At 63.0% G+C, this 15,174-nt stretch carries 10 protein-coding genes; 6 read left to right on the forward strand and 4 right to left on the reverse strand.

The window, feature by feature from the left end; translation table 11 throughout:
- Positions 1-5: 5 nt before the first annotated feature.
- On the reverse strand, positions 6-4,148 hold the full coding sequence (locus tag ABIC03_RS11550) for a VCBS domain-containing protein (protein ID WP_354058136.1): 4,143 nt from the start codon (positions 4,146-4,148) through the stop codon (positions 6-8).
- Positions 4,149-4,563: 415 nt separating this feature from the next.
- Between ABIC03_RS11550 and ABIC03_RS11555 the strand changes: the two genes are divergently transcribed.
- The 3 genes from ABIC03_RS11555 (at position 4,564) to ABIC03_RS11565 (ending at position 10,122) form a co-directional block, all read left to right on the forward strand.
- Positions 4,564-5,190: a FecR family protein gene (locus ABIC03_RS11555; protein ID WP_354058138.1), complete on the forward strand. Its 627-nt coding sequence runs from the start codon at positions 4,564-4,566 to the stop codon at positions 5,188-5,190.
- A gap of 102 nt (positions 5,191-5,292) precedes the next feature.
- The gene (locus ABIC03_RS11560; protein WP_354058140.1) at positions 5,293-6,156 is read left to right on the forward strand and encodes a tetratricopeptide repeat protein; all 864 of its coding nucleotides are present in this window, start codon (positions 5,293-5,295) and stop codon (positions 6,154-6,156) included.
- Positions 6,157-6,372: 216 nt separating this feature from the next.
- Entirely contained in the window at positions 6,373-10,122 is a 3,750-nt protein-coding gene (locus tag ABIC03_RS11565) for a tetratricopeptide repeat protein (protein WP_354058142.1), read from the forward strand.
- 267 nt (positions 10,123-10,389) lie between these two features.
- Here ABIC03_RS11565 and ABIC03_RS11570 read toward each other — a convergent pair whose 3' ends face one another.
- From ABIC03_RS11570 to ABIC03_RS11580, 3 genes are all read right to left on the reverse strand, one after another.
- Positions 10,390-11,595, reverse strand: a complete 1,206-nt coding sequence (locus ABIC03_RS11570) for a multidrug effflux MFS transporter (RefSeq protein WP_354058144.1) — start codon at positions 11,593-11,595, stop codon at positions 10,390-10,392.
- A 187-nt stretch (positions 11,596-11,782) separates the two neighbouring features.
- Complete coding sequence (fliP, locus tag ABIC03_RS11575) at positions 11,783-12,544, reverse strand: flagellar type III secretion system pore protein FliP (protein ID WP_354058146.1); 762 nt, start codon at positions 12,542-12,544, stop codon at positions 11,783-11,785.
- A complete protein-coding gene (locus ABIC03_RS11580) occupies positions 12,541-13,506 on the reverse strand; it encodes a flagellar biosynthetic protein FliO (RefSeq protein ID WP_354058148.1) in 966 nt (321 codons plus the stop codon). Before ABIC03_RS11580 ends, fliP begins: the two co-directional genes overlap by 4 nt.
- 346 nt (positions 13,507-13,852) lie before the next feature.
- Between ABIC03_RS11580 and flgB the strand changes: the two genes are divergently transcribed.
- The 3 genes from flgB to fliE are packed head-to-tail and all read left to right on the forward strand — an operon-like array spanning position 13,853 to position 15,025.
- Positions 13,853-14,257, forward strand: a complete 405-nt coding sequence (gene flgB, locus ABIC03_RS11585) for a flagellar basal body rod protein FlgB (protein WP_354058150.1) — start codon at positions 13,853-13,855, stop codon at positions 14,255-14,257.
- 18 nt (positions 14,258-14,275) lie between these two features.
- Positions 14,276-14,701, forward strand: a complete 426-nt coding sequence (gene flgC, locus ABIC03_RS11590) for a flagellar basal body rod protein FlgC (RefSeq protein ID WP_027518913.1) — start codon at positions 14,276-14,278, stop codon at positions 14,699-14,701.
- Positions 14,702-14,716: 15 nt separating this feature from the next.
- On the forward strand, positions 14,717-15,025 hold the full coding sequence (fliE, locus tag ABIC03_RS11595; RefSeq protein ID WP_007612285.1) for a flagellar hook-basal body complex protein FliE: 309 nt from the start codon (positions 14,717-14,719) through the stop codon (positions 15,023-15,025).
- Positions 15,026-15,174 lie beyond the last annotated feature (149 nt).

A 15,174-nucleotide genomic window follows, 5' to 3' on the forward strand; every position in this document is an offset into this window, starting at 1 on the left:
CGGCGTCACACGACCAGATCGTGTAACATATGGCCGTGAACTGCACTTGCCCCGTAAGGTGGATCAACATCGAGCAGGGATGCTTCAGACAAGGACTCCAGCTCGGACCCGTGGGTGCCTCCAGTGTGGTCGTGATGACGGGCGAGGTCTGAAAGATGATCCAGCACTGCACCGTGCTGTGAACCCTGCGAAGTGTCATCCTTGAACTGGAATGAGTCGCCGAGCTGCGGGGAATCGGCAGGTATTGACCCAGCCGCTTCATGGGGCTGCTCGTGCTGCCCGGCCGCCTTGCTTGAGGGCGAATGGTCGACTCCGCCGGTCGACGACTTCGGAGCGCCCGGGTTGAGCGTAATGTTTGCCTCGTCATTGCTGCTATGGCCGTGGGCATTGGCGGCGTGTTCCGGGTACAAGTCGCTATGAGCCCGGGCATTACTCCCTGGCTGAAGGCCGAGGCCGGTCTGCTGGTCGGCGGCGTTGTGAGCAAAATTCACCGCGGCGACAGCGATGTCAGGCATCTGGCCGGTTCCGGCGGTCATGCCATGGTTGCCAGTCGTGTCCGTGTCGAGCTTTGCCCAGTGATCGAAGACAAAGCTGCTGTCCGTCGGTGTGGCCACGTGTTGCAAGATCGTGGACATTCCGAGGGCTGCGGGCGCTAACGCGTCACTGTAGGGCGTTTCGGTTGCGTACGTTTGCTCCCCGTCTGAACCGGAGGGGCTGGAATGGTCGGTCCGTCCGATCTGGACCCAGCTCGAATCGAGGCTGTAGGTCGCCTGGATTGTCGAACTCCCGTCGGCGAGGAGCGTGCCGTCGCCGCTCGTGGAATCGGACCAGCCCCCGGAAGAGGTTGCCGTCACGACAAGCGCGTCACTCTGCGCCGCTGCGGTGAGGTCGAGCAGCTCGCCGGCATTCGCCATCACAGGTACCGCCGCCGGTGCCTGGATGAAGTCCGCCGCGTCGATGGTTGCGATCCCCTGCAAATGGATTTCGAGCAGACTGGAATCGCCGATGTGCAGGGTCTGGTCCGTTGGATTGACGTATACGATGGTTTCGTTAGCAGCGCTGTCATAGAGCCAGGCGATCGCATGTGCCGGCACGGTCGTGCTGGTTGAGCTCAAGGCCAAGATGACGAACCCAAGCGCGCCAAAAGCGGTCAAGTCGATCTTGTCGGCCCCCGATGCGAAGTCGGTGATGGTGTCGTACTGGCTTGCTTTGGAATCGGCTACGAACAAGTAAGCGAAGCGGTCGTTCCCATTGCTGCCGGTGAGTTGGTCCGCACCAAATCCACCGGTAATGGTGTCGCTGCCGTTGTTGCCGTTGATTGTATCGTTGCCCGAGCCCCCGTAGATGGTATCATCCCCATCGTTGCCTTTGATTGTGTCATTGCCGGAGCCGCCGTAGAGAACGTCCGCTTTGCCGGTGCCGTTGACGGTATCACTGCTGGCCCCGGCGTAGATGATCTGACCTGTGTCGCCGCCGCCCGCGATGGTTTCGCCCCCCGGCGTTCCATACACGTTGGGGGAATCCGAGATCACGACAGATCCGGTGGCCAAGTAATCAAAATCGTTGGGGTCTGCGTCACTGGCGCCATGGATGGCGATGGTCACCACCTGCGTCGTACCATCGATGGCAGTGACCGCGAAGGTGTCGGTCAACGTGTCGCCGACCTCAAGCGACTGAACCACACTATTGTTGTTGTCGAGGGTGTAAGTCCATACGCCGGCTGCCGTCATGGCGAAGGTGCCGTAGCCGTCGTCGCTCGCGGTAGCCGAAGAGACCGCGGTAAAGGTGTTCGGCGGGTTGTCGACGTCTGTATCGGTGAGCGTGCCGGTCGCGAGGGGAAGCCCAGGCGAGAAAGTGCCTGCCTCGGTCACTGAGCCGGTCGTAGTGCCGGAAATGACGGCCGCGTCGTTGGTGCCTTGGATGGTGATCGTCACCACCTGCGGCGTTCCATCGAGGGTTGTTACAGTGAAACTGTCGATGAGTGTGCCGCCGACATTGAGCGCCTGTACCGCGCCGTTGGCGTTGTCGAGCGTGTAGGTCCACACGCCGGCGGCGCTTATCGCAAAAGTGCCATAACCGCTCGTGCTTGCCTTGGGCGAACTCACGGGTGTGAAAGTATTGGACGTATTGTCAACGTCGGCGGCAAGGAGCGTGCCCGTTGCGCTCGGCGTGCCTGGTGTCGCGTTGGCAACGCCTCCGGCCTCGGTCAGCGAGCCGGCCGTGGCGCCGGAAATGATGGCGGCATCGTTGCTGCCGTGGATGGTAACCGTCACCACCTGGGCAGTTCCGTCCAGAGTGGTCACTGTGAACGTATCGATCAGTGTCTCGCCGGCATTGAGCGCCTGCACTGCAGGGTTGGCGTTGTCGAGGGTATAGGTCCACACGCCCGCCGCCGTCATGGTGAAGGTGCCGTAGCCGGCCGCGCTCGCCGTTGCCGTGCCGACTGCCGTGAAAACATTTGCGGTCGTGTCGACATCAGTGTCGGTGAGCGTGCCGGTCGCGGTGGAGGTGCCGGGGTTTGCATTGGCGATGCCGCCAGCCTCGATCACAGCACCGGTTGCCGCGCCGGAGATGATCGCCGCGTCACTGGCGCCGTGGATCGTGATCGTCACCACTTGGGCCGTGCCTCCGATCGTGGTCACCGTAAAGCTGTCGGTCAGCGTCTCGCCGGAATCGAGCGCTTGCACTGTGCTATTGGTGTTGTCGAGCGTGTAGGTCCACACGCCGGCTGCGGTCATCGTGAAAGTGCCATAGCCACTGGCGCTCGTTGCTGGCGAACTCACTGCCATAAAGGTATTGGGCGGATCGTCGACGTCGGTGTCGGTGAGGGTACCGCTCGCAATCGGCGTGCCGGCTGTTCCGTTGGTGATGCCGCCAGCCTCGACAACTGAGCCGGTCGTGGTTCCGGAGATGAATGCGGTGTCGTTGACGCCGTTAATGGCGATCGTGAAGGTCTGGCTGACAGAGGCGGATCCGTCGGAAACAGTCACCACGAAGCTCTCGGTCGTGGGCGCCGTCAGCGCGTTGATCGCGGCGCTGTTGGGCACGAACGTATAGGCGCCGCTCGCGCTGTTGACGTAGAGCGTCCCGTAGGGATCTGTCTTCGACAGATCGTATGTCACTCCGCCGATGACCGTGTTGCCGGCGCTCGCCCCGATGACGCCGAAGGTCAGCTTGGCATCACTATTGTTGCTGCTCGCGGTGAACGTCCCGCTCGTCGCCGCGAATGTGTCAAACACCACGGTATCGAGTTCGGCCGGGCCGGCTCCGATGCTCAGCGTCGGCGGCGCATGTATGATCAGGGGCACAGGGATGATGAACGGCGGGGCATGCGCAAGCGGATCTTGCAGTGCGGGAGCCTCGGGCGGAATGAAATTGATCGGCTGTAGCGGCTGGGATTTGACGAAGGGGGGGGTGCCCGACCCGTGGGGTCCTTGCCCTTGAAGATTGGCGAGCGCGTCCTGTTGCGCGGCCCTCAACTCCTCCATGTGAGCAGCAGTGTTCGTGACCTGGTTTACGCTGACCGAGGACCCCACCTTTTTGAGCACGATCGTCTCGCCGGGATCCTCGACGATGATGTGCCGTGGGATCGGCTCCTTCGTCACGAGCTCGAATGCGCCGTGGGCAAGGTCCTTGTAAGTGATGGAATCGTCATCCAGAATTGTCACATCCGGGTCCGCGGCCTCGCCATTTCTAGCGGCGGAGAAAGTCAAGGCTGCAAGCGTCAGGATCCCGAAACCGCCCGCGTGGCCCCGGGCGCGAATGCCTGCAACTGGCGTATTCAGCCGGAGCGACCCGGCTTCTGCCAGCCGGCCTGGCACGAAACCGAAGCTCCCTCGGCTCACGTCGAGCAAGGCCGAATGTGATATGCCTTCGGCTTCGAAGACAAATTCGCTCAGAGCGACGTGAGTGCCGCAGGCCAGGTTGAAAAGAGTACCGTCGATGAAGCGAATTGTAATCTGTCCGTCGGCACCGGTTTCTATCACGTCAGCCCGGTCGACCGGCGCACCAGCTACGGCTTGTGTGGCGACGCCGCTGGCTCGCCTGAGCGTACCGCAACCGATCACTGTATGAATGTGGCCGATGATTGGGACGGACAGGGCTATGGCGGCCTCGTTCCCAACCTGGATGCCGGCCGCAACTGACATGGCTCGACCTCGCTTGGGTGATCGATTCAGGCTCGGCGCGCTGCCATGGTGTTGCTCGGCTCCGTCCTCGCCTAGGGACAACAAATATCCTGGGCGCCAGCAGCCGAAGGCTTGCCCGCCGAACTAATCAAGTCTGCTCTAGAGAGAGGCGCATTGCGCAGCGAACAGCGACGCGTACTTCCGATCCCCGCCGTGCCCTGCCCTCCCGTCAAAGTGATTAAATTTACAACGCGGAGCATTTAATTTGTGGCGTTTCCGTAACCCTGGAGATAAATTAAAACGATAAAACAAATTAAACAAGAATTATATATTATATTTTGTGACAGCTAGGCTTCGCGGTTCAAAAAATGGGCCGACGACAGCGACAAGATCTTCTCAGAAAGGGTGGATCATGTGCAGATCTATGATAGCCGCATTGGCGACCAGCTTTGTTTTGGCGCTTGTCAGTTTCCTGCCGAGTGCGGCTCGAGCGCAAATCGATTCCGCCAAGCCCGCCGTCGTTAGCTCGTCATCGAAACCCATTGGTAAGGTAGTGGCGGCCACAGGCTCGGTCTCGATCGAGCATGCGGGCGCAGTGATCGTTCAGGCGAATGTCTCGGGTGAGCCCAGCCGGGCCAACACGGGTGATCCCGTATATCTCGGTGACGTGGTGCGGACCGGGGCCGACGGCCGAATCGGCATCAACTTTACGGACGGCACCTCGTTCAATCTGTCGAGCAATGCCCGTATGGTGTTGGATCATTATGTGTACGAGCCGGACGGCAAGTCTAATGCGACGCTGTTCAATCTCACCAGGGGAACGTTCACGTTTGTCGCTGGCAGTGTCGCAAAGACCGGCGACATGAAGGTCGATACTCCCGTCGCCACGCTAGGAATCCGAGGCACGACGCCGCATATCGAGATTTCGGATGACGGGTCAGTCAAATTCTCGACCCTGATCGAAGAGGGCAAAAGCAAGCTCCTGAAGAAGCCGCCGGCATCCGCAGCAGCGGAGCCCGATCGAAGCAGCAACCGCAGACTCAACATCTGTCGGGGATGTTGAGAACTTTGCTCGTTCCGAAGCGCCGTGATACCCGCAATGCCGGCCGGGCAGAGAGCCCCAGGGTTAGCCCTTCGTTCACGCAGTCAGACGCTTGGTTTGAAAATGATCGCAAGAGCCAGTGTCATCAAGACAGTGATGCTCATTTTCGTCATTGTGCTGTCCGGTCCGTCGGCTTTAGCGCAGAAGCCGAAGAAGGTCAGTTCGCTCAAGAATGTTGAACTGTGTAACGGCTCAGATCGCGTATTGCCCGAAGCTCGGATCGATGGCTGCACGGCGTTCATCGATGCGGGCGAGGGGACGGCGAACGGCTTCGCTGTCGCTCACAACAACAGGGGCAATGCCTACAGCGCCAAAACCGACTATGAACGCGCGATCAGTGATTTGGTTGAAGCGACCAGGCTCAATCCAGATTATGCGAAAGCTTTCAACAACCTCGGCGTGGCTTATCTGAGGAAAGGCGCGCACGACCTGGCCCTTGTCGCTTTTGGGCAGGCGCTCAAGCTCAACCCAAACTATGGCGCTGCTTTTGCCAACCGTGCGGCAGCCTACCTGAAGAGGAATGCGTACGACCGTGCAACGCAGGACTATGATGAAGCAATTCGCCTCGATCCGAATCTGGAGGCGGTGTGGAGCGGACGCTGTTGGGCCCGAGCCGTCCTCGGCGCCTTGCGGGCCGCGCTGGAAGACTGCGATAGGGCGCTTGAATCGGGATCAAACAACGCCGCAACATACGATTCGCGAGCTCTGATAAACCTGAAAATGGGGCAATTCTCCGCGGCTATCGACGACTACAATTTTGCGCTGCGGTTCGCGCCCAAGCTGGCACATGCGCTCTATGGCCGCGGAGTTGCCAGACTTAAGCTCGGCGACAGAGCTGGCGGCGATAGCGATATTGGCGCGGCAAGAAGAATCGACGCTGGAATTGGCGAGGACTTTGCCCGCTATGGAGTGCCGTCTAACGATTGACAAATCGCGGCGGCGCTGTTGCGTGGGTGTTAACAACTCCTTAACCGCCTGCGTCTCAACTCCAAATCTGGGGGCCGACCACGCTCGATCCGGCAGGGCGTGCGACCCCAATCAAAATATAGCATTAACAAGTCCTTAATTGGCGAGACCTACAGTCAATGGCACCGGCCGGCGCGATGGCCGGCTTGGATTGTCAGACCGGAAGAAATGCTGCCAATGGCGCAGAAGGCTGCCGATGGATTGTGGTCGCGAGCCCGCGCTTTGGCGCAGGGCCTGTCGCGTCATGTCTGCGCGGCGCCGCTGCTGGCAGCCGGCCTGCTGATCGGCTTCACGGCGCCTGTCCCGGCGGCCGATGCTATCCGGGGCGAGGCGACTTTCTCGGCCGGCGGCGGCTTTGCCCGTCTCGTGATCAAGCTCGGAGAGGACGTCCCCTCCGAGGTGACGACGGCCGGCTCCATTCTCGTCATCCGTTTCGACCGGCCGGTCGACGTTCCCGTCGACCGCGTCCCGGAAGGCGCGCCCGACTACGTCAACTCCGCCCGCCGCGATCCCGATGGCGGCGCCATCCGCCTGTCGCTGGCGCGGCGCGTCACCGTCAACACCATGAATGCCGGCGAACGCACCTTCATCGACCTCTTGCCGGAGGGTTGGAAGGGGCCGCCGCCGAGCCTGCCGATGGACGTGGTCAAGGAACTCGCCGAGCGCGCGCGCGTCGCCGAACGCGCGCTGCGCGCCCAGCGCGCCGCGGCGGAGAGCAAGAAGCGTCCGCAGATCCGCGTGCGCGCCTCGGTGCAGCCGACCTTCGTCCGCTTCGTGTTCGAGATGCCCGACGGAGTCGGGGTATCCTCCGTGCTCAACGAGCAGAAGCTCACGCTCGCCTTCAACGCCAACCTCAATTTCGATCTGGCGGACGCGGTCGTCGCGGCGCCGCCGAACGTCGCCTCCATCAAGCAGAAGGCCGATATCGACCAGACCAGTGTCGAGATTGCGCTGATCGGCGATTCCGACGTGCATTCGTTCCGCGACGAGAAGAACTACGTCGTCGACATCTCCTTCCAGCCGGACAAGGGCAAGATGGCTGCGTCGGCGGAGGCTGCGATCGCGCAGGCCAAGCCCGCCGCTCATGGACCGGCGCCTGCGCCCGAGAAGCCGGCGGTCGAGAAGCCGAAGGAGGCGCAGCGCGAGATCGCGCCACCGACGTCCGAGACGATCGCGCGCGAAGCCAGGATCGACGTCAAGCCCGAGGTGAAGCCGGAAGCACCCGCCGCCATGCAGCCTGCTGAAGCGCCGAAGCCGATGCCGGCTCCTGCGTCCGAAGCCGCGCACGCTGCGCAAGCGCTCAAGGAAGCGCCCAAGGAAGTTTCAAAGACTGTCGCGCCAGTTGCAGAAACTGCGGTCGCGCCTGCAAAGCCGGTCATGGCCGAAGCGCCTCAAGAGGCCGTGAAGGAAGCCGCAAAGGAGCCCGTCAAGGAGCCGGTCAAGGCCGCGCCAGCAGAGGCGCCCGCCGCGCCGCAGCCGATTGGTGCCAGCGTCGATGTCCGTCGCGACAGCGACGGCCTGCGCGTGACCTTCCCGCTTCAGGTCGCAACGCCTGCGGCGGCGTTCCGCCGTGGCGACACCGTCTGGCTGGTGTTCGATACGGCGAAGCCGATCGACGTCGAGGCAATCCGCACCAGGGGCGGTGCGATGATCGGCGAGGTCGGCCGCGTCCCGCTCGAGAAGGGACAGGCGGTGCGCATCCGTCTCACCCGGCCGCTGGTCTATTCGCTGACGAGCGAGGAGGTCGGCAAGCAGACCAACTGGCTCTTGACGCTCGCCGACAGAATCCAGGCGACGCCGCTGCCGCTGATGATCTCGCGCAACATCACCGACCCAGCGCTCGCCAACATCGCGATCCCCTTCGCCAATCCGGGGCTCCTGCACAAGCTCACCGATCCCGATGCCGGCGACACGCTCTATGTCGTCACCGCGCAGCGGCCGGTGCGCGGCTTTATCAAGCGGCAGGACCTCGTCGATCTCGCGCTGCTGGAATCCGCGCATGGCATCGCGATCCGGCCGAATTCCGACGAGGTTGGCGTCGAGGTCGGGGCCGACAAGGTCATCCTCGGCAAGAAGGGCGGGCTGACACTGTCGCCGGTCGACATCTCGGCCGAGCGCGCGCCGACCGCGGTGCGGCCGGTCTTCAGCCCCGAAGGCTGGCGCAAGGGCCAGTCGGAAAACTTCATAGCGCGTCAGAACGATCTGATCACCGCGATCTCCAGCGTCGAACCGGCGATGCGTTCGCTGCCGCGGCTCGACCTCGCGCAATTCTACATGTCGCGCGCGATGTATCACGAGGCCAAGGCCGTCACCGAATTGATGCTGGCCGATCCCCTCAACAAGGAGGAGAGCGGTGCGCTGATCATGCATGCGATCGCGAGCATCCTGATCGGCCGGCCGGCACAGGGCCTGAAGGACCTCGCCAATCCCGTGATCGGCAACAGCCACGATTCCCAGCTCTGGAAGGCGCTCGCCTATGCGCGCCAGGGCAAATGGGCGGACGCGCGCGAGAAGTTCAAGAACGTCGAATTCGCCATCGCCTCGCTGCCGCTCGACATCCAGCGCATCGTGACGATGGAGGCGATGCGCGCTTCGCTCGAGGTGAAGGACTATGCCGGCGCCTCCAAGCGCCGCAGCGAGCTCGAGGTGGTCGGCGTCTCGCCCGAGGCCGCGCCCGGCTTTGCCGTGCTGCGCGGCCGGCTCGCCGAGGCGCTCGGCCACGACAAGGACGCGCTCGACGACTACAAGTTCGCGGTCGGCTCGTCGGACCGGCCGGCTGCGGCCGAGGCCAAGCAGCTCGAGGTCGCGCTGCGGCAGAAGCGCGACGAGATCGGCAAGGAAGACGCGCTGCGCGAGCTCGAAACGCTCTCGATGACCTGGCGCGGCGATTCGATCGAGGTGAAGACGCTCCAGATGCTGTCGCAGATGTTTGCGGAGAACGGACGCTACCGGGACGCGCTCACCGCGGCGCGTACCGCGACAAAGCTGCAGCCGAACGCAGAAGCCTCGCGCCAGGCGCAGGACCTCGCCTCCGACCTGTTCACGCAGATCTTCCTGGGCCGCCCCAAGGGCGACGAGTTGCCGCCGATCGAAGCGCTGGGGATGTTCTACGAGTTCCGCGAGCTGACGCCGATCGGCCGCCGCGGCGACGAACTGATCCGGCGCCTCTCCGACCGTCTCGCCTCGATCGATCTGCTCGACCAGGCCGCCGAGCTCCTGCAGTACCAAGTCGACCACCGCCTCGAAGGCGCGGCGCGTGCGCAAGTCGCCGCGCGCCTCTCCATGATCTATCTCGCCAACCGCAGACCCGACATGGCGATCACGGCGTTGCGCGCGAGCCGCATCAGCGACCTCTCAGGCGAGCTCAGGCAGCAACGCCTGCTGCTGGAGGGGCGTGCGCAGAGCGACGTCGGCCGCCACGATCTTGCGCTCGACATCGTCTCCAACGTTACAGGGCGCGAGGTGCTGCGCCTGCGCTCGGACATCTTCTGGGCGGCGCGGCGCTGGCGCGAGTCCGCCGAGCAGATCGAGCTCTATTACGGCGAGCGCTTCCGGGACTTCAAGCCGCTCAATGCGGTGGAGAAAAGCGATATCATCCGCGCCGCCGTCGGTTATGCGCTCGCCGACGACTCGATCGGCATGTCGCGCTTCCGCGAGAAATATGCGCCACTGATGAGCGAGAGCGCCGATCGGCTCGCCTTCGACATCGCGAGCAAACCGACCGGCGCCTCCAGCGCTGAATTCGCCGATATCGCCAAGCTGGCTGCCAGCGTCGACACGCTCGACGGCTTCCTGCGCGAGATGAAGCAGCGTTTCCCCGACGCCACCGCGCGGGCGCCGGCCTCGCCGCAGGCCAAGGACCAGTCCGACCACACCGGCTCGCTGCCCACGATCCCCGTGGTGCGGCAGATCAAGATGACGCGGTAGGATCGCTGCTCCTTCTGGGCCTCGCGACAGGTGCCCGTGAGCAAACTCCTCGGAGTGACGGGCAGGGACCGGAGACTATCGCCTAGTGCGCGTACTCACCAACCCCCTCAGCCCGCGCGGACGTAAGCCATGTCCATTCAGTCTTTGAGACCGGACATGGCCCGTTTGCCTTTGCTAGTCGGCTGAGGGCTCCAGGTCCATTGTGAGAAACACCTTAGGGCGCAGAAACAGGGAAGCAGCTAAGGGCCAGCAAGCGATCTTAACGGCTTAGTTGAGCTTTACCCGCACCTGATAGATTGCCGAGGCCAAGGTCGAGGCAAGCACTAGCACGAGACCAAGTCCGATCATGGGGTTCCTTGCGATTACTGCCGCAAGCGATACCCCCAGCGCCGCGGCCAACATCTGCCAGAAACCCAACAGGGCCGAGGCAGCACCGGCGCGATCGCCGAATGGCGAAAGAGCTTGCGCGCTGCACAGCGGATTGACCATGCCCATGCCTAGCAGGAATACGCATGCGCCGACAAGAAATGGCAAAAAGCGCCCGTCGAAAAGCGCGAAAAGCAACACCATGCCGCCGCCGACACAGGCCAGCGCGAGGCCGATGCAAATCGATCGATCGAGGCCAAGGTGCGGAACAATTTTTGTAGCGATAATGCCAGCGCTAAAGACGATCATGACAGTGCCTGCGAAGAACAGGCCGAGTTGCATGGGCGTGAAGTCGAGGCCTTCTATCAAGACACGCGGCAAGGCCGAAAACATTGCAAACAGCGCACCTAAGATGAGGCTAACAGTTGCGGCAGGAACCAAGAAACGGCGGTCAGTCGATAGCGACCAGTAATTCTTTGCGATCGTCGAGGAATTGAACTCGGCGCGTGGCGCGTGGTGGGTTTCTCCGAAAGCCGCAAGAAATGCTGAAGCGGCGACGACGGCGAAGATTCCGACGAACACAAATGCTGAACGCCAGCCAAAAAAATGATCCAGCGCGCCACCGACCAGGGGCGAGAATCCGGGCGCCGCTGCCATCGCAACCATAACAAAGGTGAGCACGCGCGCTAGCTTTTCGCCCTGAAAGAGATCTCTTGCGATAGCTCGCGAAAGGACAGACGTGGCACATGCGCCACCGGCCTGCACAACGCGACCCGTCAATAGTGCCGCCAAATCATTGGCTAACGCGCACCATATGCTACCTGCGAAAAATACAGCAAACCCGATCATCACGGGTACGCGCCGGCCGAAACGATCCGACAACGGACCGACAACAAGTTGTCCGACCGCGAACATGGCGAGGAATATGGTGATAGCTGACGTTACCTGAGCGCTGGAGACGCCTACCGCGACGGCGATACTCGGTAGCGAAGGCAACAGAATATTGGTGGCCAACGTGCCACTCGCAGACAACGCAGCAAGAACGGCGACCTGAAGACCAAGCGGCACGACTCGAGCGAGCGGACGGTTTTCGACGTTGCTGGTCATAAGCCGCTTCGGATCAATGAATGATAACCATCATATCAACGACCCATTGAATGCGCAACCTGAGCATATTCCGGTATGTCACGAACCGCCGAACGCGCTCACGGTCCGCCTTGCGCTGGTAAGCTGAAGTGCACGCCTACAAACCTCGGGCCAGAGGGGATGGGTCGCTGACCGCTCCCCAGGCTCGCTAGCCCCCGTAACTCTGCACCAGGCTCCCCGCCACCAGCGACCAGCCGTCGACCAGCACGAAGAAGATCAGCTTGAACGGCAGCGAGATCGTCGCGGGCGGCAGCATCATCATGCCCATCGACATCAGCACTGAGGCGACGACGAGGTCGATGATCAGGAAGGGAAGGAACAGCAGAAAACCGATCTCGAAAGCACGCTTCAACTCCGAGATCATGAAGGCGGGGACGAGGATGCGAAGTGCGAGGTCGTCCGGGGTGGCGGGCGGCGGCTCGCCGGAGAGGTCGAGGAACAGCTTGAGGTCCTTCTCGCGGACGTTCTTCTGCATGAAGCCGCGCAGGGGTACGGAGGCGCGCTGAAGCGCGTCCTCGACGCCGAGCTGATTGGCGACCAGCGGACGGATGCCTTCGTCGTAGGATTTTTGCAGGACCGGTCCCATCACGAAGAAGGTGAGGAACATCGCCAGCGCGATGATCACCGAGTTCGGCGGGGCGGTCGCGGTGCCCATCGCGGTGCGCAGCAGCGACAGCACGACCACGATGCGCGTGAACGACGTCATCATGATCAGGATCGACGGTGCGATCGACAGCACCGTGAGCAGCGCGATCAGCTGGATCGCGCGCTCGGTGACGCCGCCACCGCCAGCGCCTCCGCCGCCGAGATTGATGCTGATGTCCTGCGCATGCGCCGGCATCGCGAGCGAAGCCGCGCCGATCAGGACAGAAAGAAGAAAAACTCTACGCGGGAGGGCCGGCAGCCTCACGAAGACGGCTTCGGACGGCCGAGCAACGAGGCCATCTCGTCTTCGAGATTTTCAAAGCTGGTCTTTTCCGGAGCCGGCTTTGCGGCAGGGGCAGGTGGTGCCGGCGGCTCGCTGCGGGCCACGCGCGGAGGAGCGGCCGGGGGCTCCGGGGCGACCGGAGGGGCAAGCGTATCGCCGGCGGGGCGGCGCAGTGCAGCCTCGAGCCGCTGCGCCATCTCGGCGAGATTCTGCTCGGCGCTCGATGGCGCCGCAGGAGCGGCCGCCGGCGGCGGAACGGGCGGGGCCTGCGGCACAGGCGGAGCGGCTACGCGCTCGGCGCGCACTGGAGGCGCCTTCACGGGCTCGCTCTGGCGCGGCGGACGCGGCATCAGAGGGGGTTCGTTGCGCGCAACGCGCGGCGGAACAGGTTCGGGACGCAGCTCGCGCTCGGGGCGCGGCGCGATCGGCTCGGAGGTGAAGCCGGCCAGTGGCGGCTCGTTGCGGCGTTCGGCGAGCGTGGGAGCAGGCCGGCGCACTTCGTCGGCAAAAGAGGGGCGCGCGGGCCGCGGTGGCGGCTCGGGCATTTGCGGCTCGGGATGATCGAGCAGCTCGGGCCGCGGTGCTTCGTCGGCCCAGCTGCTGGTATCATGCATCGGCGCAAGACGCGGCGGCTCGGCGGCATTGGGACGCTGCGGGAGCTGGTCGCGGCCGGGCGCAGCGCGCACGATGTTGGGTTCGACGACGATGTCGGTGGGGCCGCCGATCATCAGAAGATGCTCGACATTGTCGCGCCGGACCAGCACCAGACGGCGGCGGCCGTCGACCGCGGCGGCATCAATCACGGCGAGCCGGGGCATCCGGCCGCGCTGGGTGTTGGCGCCGAGCCGACTGGTGGCGAATCGGCGAACCAGCCATGCAGCGACGCCGATCAACGCCAGAACGACGATGAACGCGACGATGAAGGTGATAGGGCTGCCTTGCATACTTGTCCCCGACAAATGGCGCTTTTCTCGGGCCCGTGGTCAGATGCGCCAACCACCGGCTTACGTTGCCCAAACTGCGATTTCTTAACGTCCCACGGCAAGTTTTGCCGTCCCCAACTCTTAATAACCCATGAATCGCTCGATCCAAAACGACTTCTTGGCCTGTGTACGCACCGCCAAGCGGTTGGGTTAATGCCGCTTTTGGAGGCGTAGAATCACGGGGTGCGCGCATTCGTGTCCCGGCGGGGGACAACTGCCTACGACTCCTTAACCAGCTGTTAACCATACAGGCGGCAAATTCTGCCTAGCTTCGGACCTGGTCCGAGAGGCGGAAGGAGTCGCAACGATGTCCATCAACGATCTTCCGGTGCTATCGGCGCTTCGCACCAAGATGCAATGGCACCAGGAGCGCCAGCGCGTCCTGTCCGAGAACGTCTCCAATTCCGACACGCCCAAATTCCGGCCGCGCGACCTCGTCGAGCCGAAGCTGGACAAGAGCGGGGCCGTCACGGGCTCGATGGGCCCCTTGACGCTCACCCGCACCAGCGGTTCCCACATGGCGCCGTCAGGCGCGGCTTCCGGATTCGACCAGAACAAGAATGCGGGTTTTGAGACCCGCCCCGCGGGCAACGCCGTCAATCTCGAAGAGGAGATGATGAAGGCCGCCAGCAACCAGATGGATTATGCGGCGGCGACCTCGCTCTACTCCAAGAGCCTGCACCTGCTCAAGACCGCGATCGGCAAAGGCTAGAGCTAGAGGAAGCGCATCATGGCGAATGACAGCAGCGACTTTGCCCGTTCGATGGCGATCGCGACCTCCGGTCTGCGGGCGCAGGCCGGGCGCATGCGGGTGATCTCGGAGAATATCGCAAATGCGGATTCGACGTCGCCGACGGCCGGCGGCGATCCTTACCGGCGCAAGGTGCCGACCTTCTCCTCCGCGCTCGACCGTACACTCGACGCGCAGGTCGTCACCCTCGGCAGGATCAAACCCGACCAGTCCAATTTCCGTACCAAATACGAGCCGAACAATCCGGCGGCGGATGCGACCGGCAACGTCAAATATCCGAACGTGAACTCGGTGGTCGAGATGACCGACATGCGCGACGCGCAGCGGTCCTACGAGGCCAATCTCAACATCATCAGCGCGACGCGCCGGATGATCCAGCGCACCCTCGACATCCTCAAGAGCTGAACAGGACCTTGAACCATGGCAACACCGACAATTGCCGCCAACGCCTATGCAAACCTCGCCCGCGTGCTGGAGAACAGCGGTGCCGGCAAGGGCAGCGAACCGAGCGGGCAGTCCTTCGCCTCTCTTCTGAAAGATACTGTCGGCAGCGTCCTGGAGTCCGGCCGAAAATCCGATGCGCAGACGGTGGCGATGGCCGCCGGCAAGGCCAACGTGATGGACGTGGTGACGGCGGTCGCAGACACCGACGTCGCCGTATCCACGCTGGTCTCGGTCCGCGACCGCGTGATCGCGGCCTATGAAGACATCATGAAGATGCCGATCTGATTTTCTCGGTCGTCCTTGCGAGCGTAGCGAAGCAATCCAGAATCTTCCGCGGTGGCAGTCTGGATTGCTTCGCTTCGCTCGCAATGACGAGGAGAGCTTCGTGTCGTCCTCACCGAGCGGTGCGGATGAGACTTGAATAAAGGAACTGC

Source organism: Bradyrhizobium sp. RT6a, assembly GCF_040547675.1.
Classification (GTDB): Bacteria; Pseudomonadota; Alphaproteobacteria; order Rhizobiales; family Xanthobacteraceae; genus Bradyrhizobium.

Bases quoted from the DNA above. Each gene is read 5' to 3' on its own strand.
- ABIC03_RS11560 (WP_354058140.1), top strand. From the start codon at position 5,293: ATGATCGCAAGAGCCAGTGTCATCAAGACAGTGATGCTCATTTTCGTC.
- ABIC03_RS11550 (WP_354058136.1), bottom strand. From the start codon at position 4,148: ATGTCAGTTGCGGCCGGCATCCAGGTTGGGAACGAGGCCGCCATAGCC.
- fliE (WP_007612285.1), top strand. From the start codon at position 14,717: ATGGCAACACCGACAATTGCCGCCAACGCCTATGCAAACCTCGCCCGC.
- ABIC03_RS11565 (WP_354058142.1), top strand. From the start codon at position 6,373: ATGGCGCAGAAGGCTGCCGATGGATTGTGGTCGCGAGCCCGCGCTTTG.
- ABIC03_RS11580 (WP_354058148.1), bottom strand. From the start codon at position 13,506: ATGCAAGGCAGCCCTATCACCTTCATCGTCGCGTTCATCGTCGTTCTG.
- flgC (WP_027518913.1), top strand. From the start codon at position 14,276: ATGGCGAATGACAGCAGCGACTTTGCCCGTTCGATGGCGATCGCGACC.
- ABIC03_RS11570 (WP_354058144.1), bottom strand. From the start codon at position 11,595: ATGACCAGCAACGTCGAAAACCGTCCGCTCGCTCGAGTCGTGCCGCTT.
- flgB (WP_354058150.1), top strand. From the start codon at position 13,853: ATGTCCATCAACGATCTTCCGGTGCTATCGGCGCTTCGCACCAAGATG.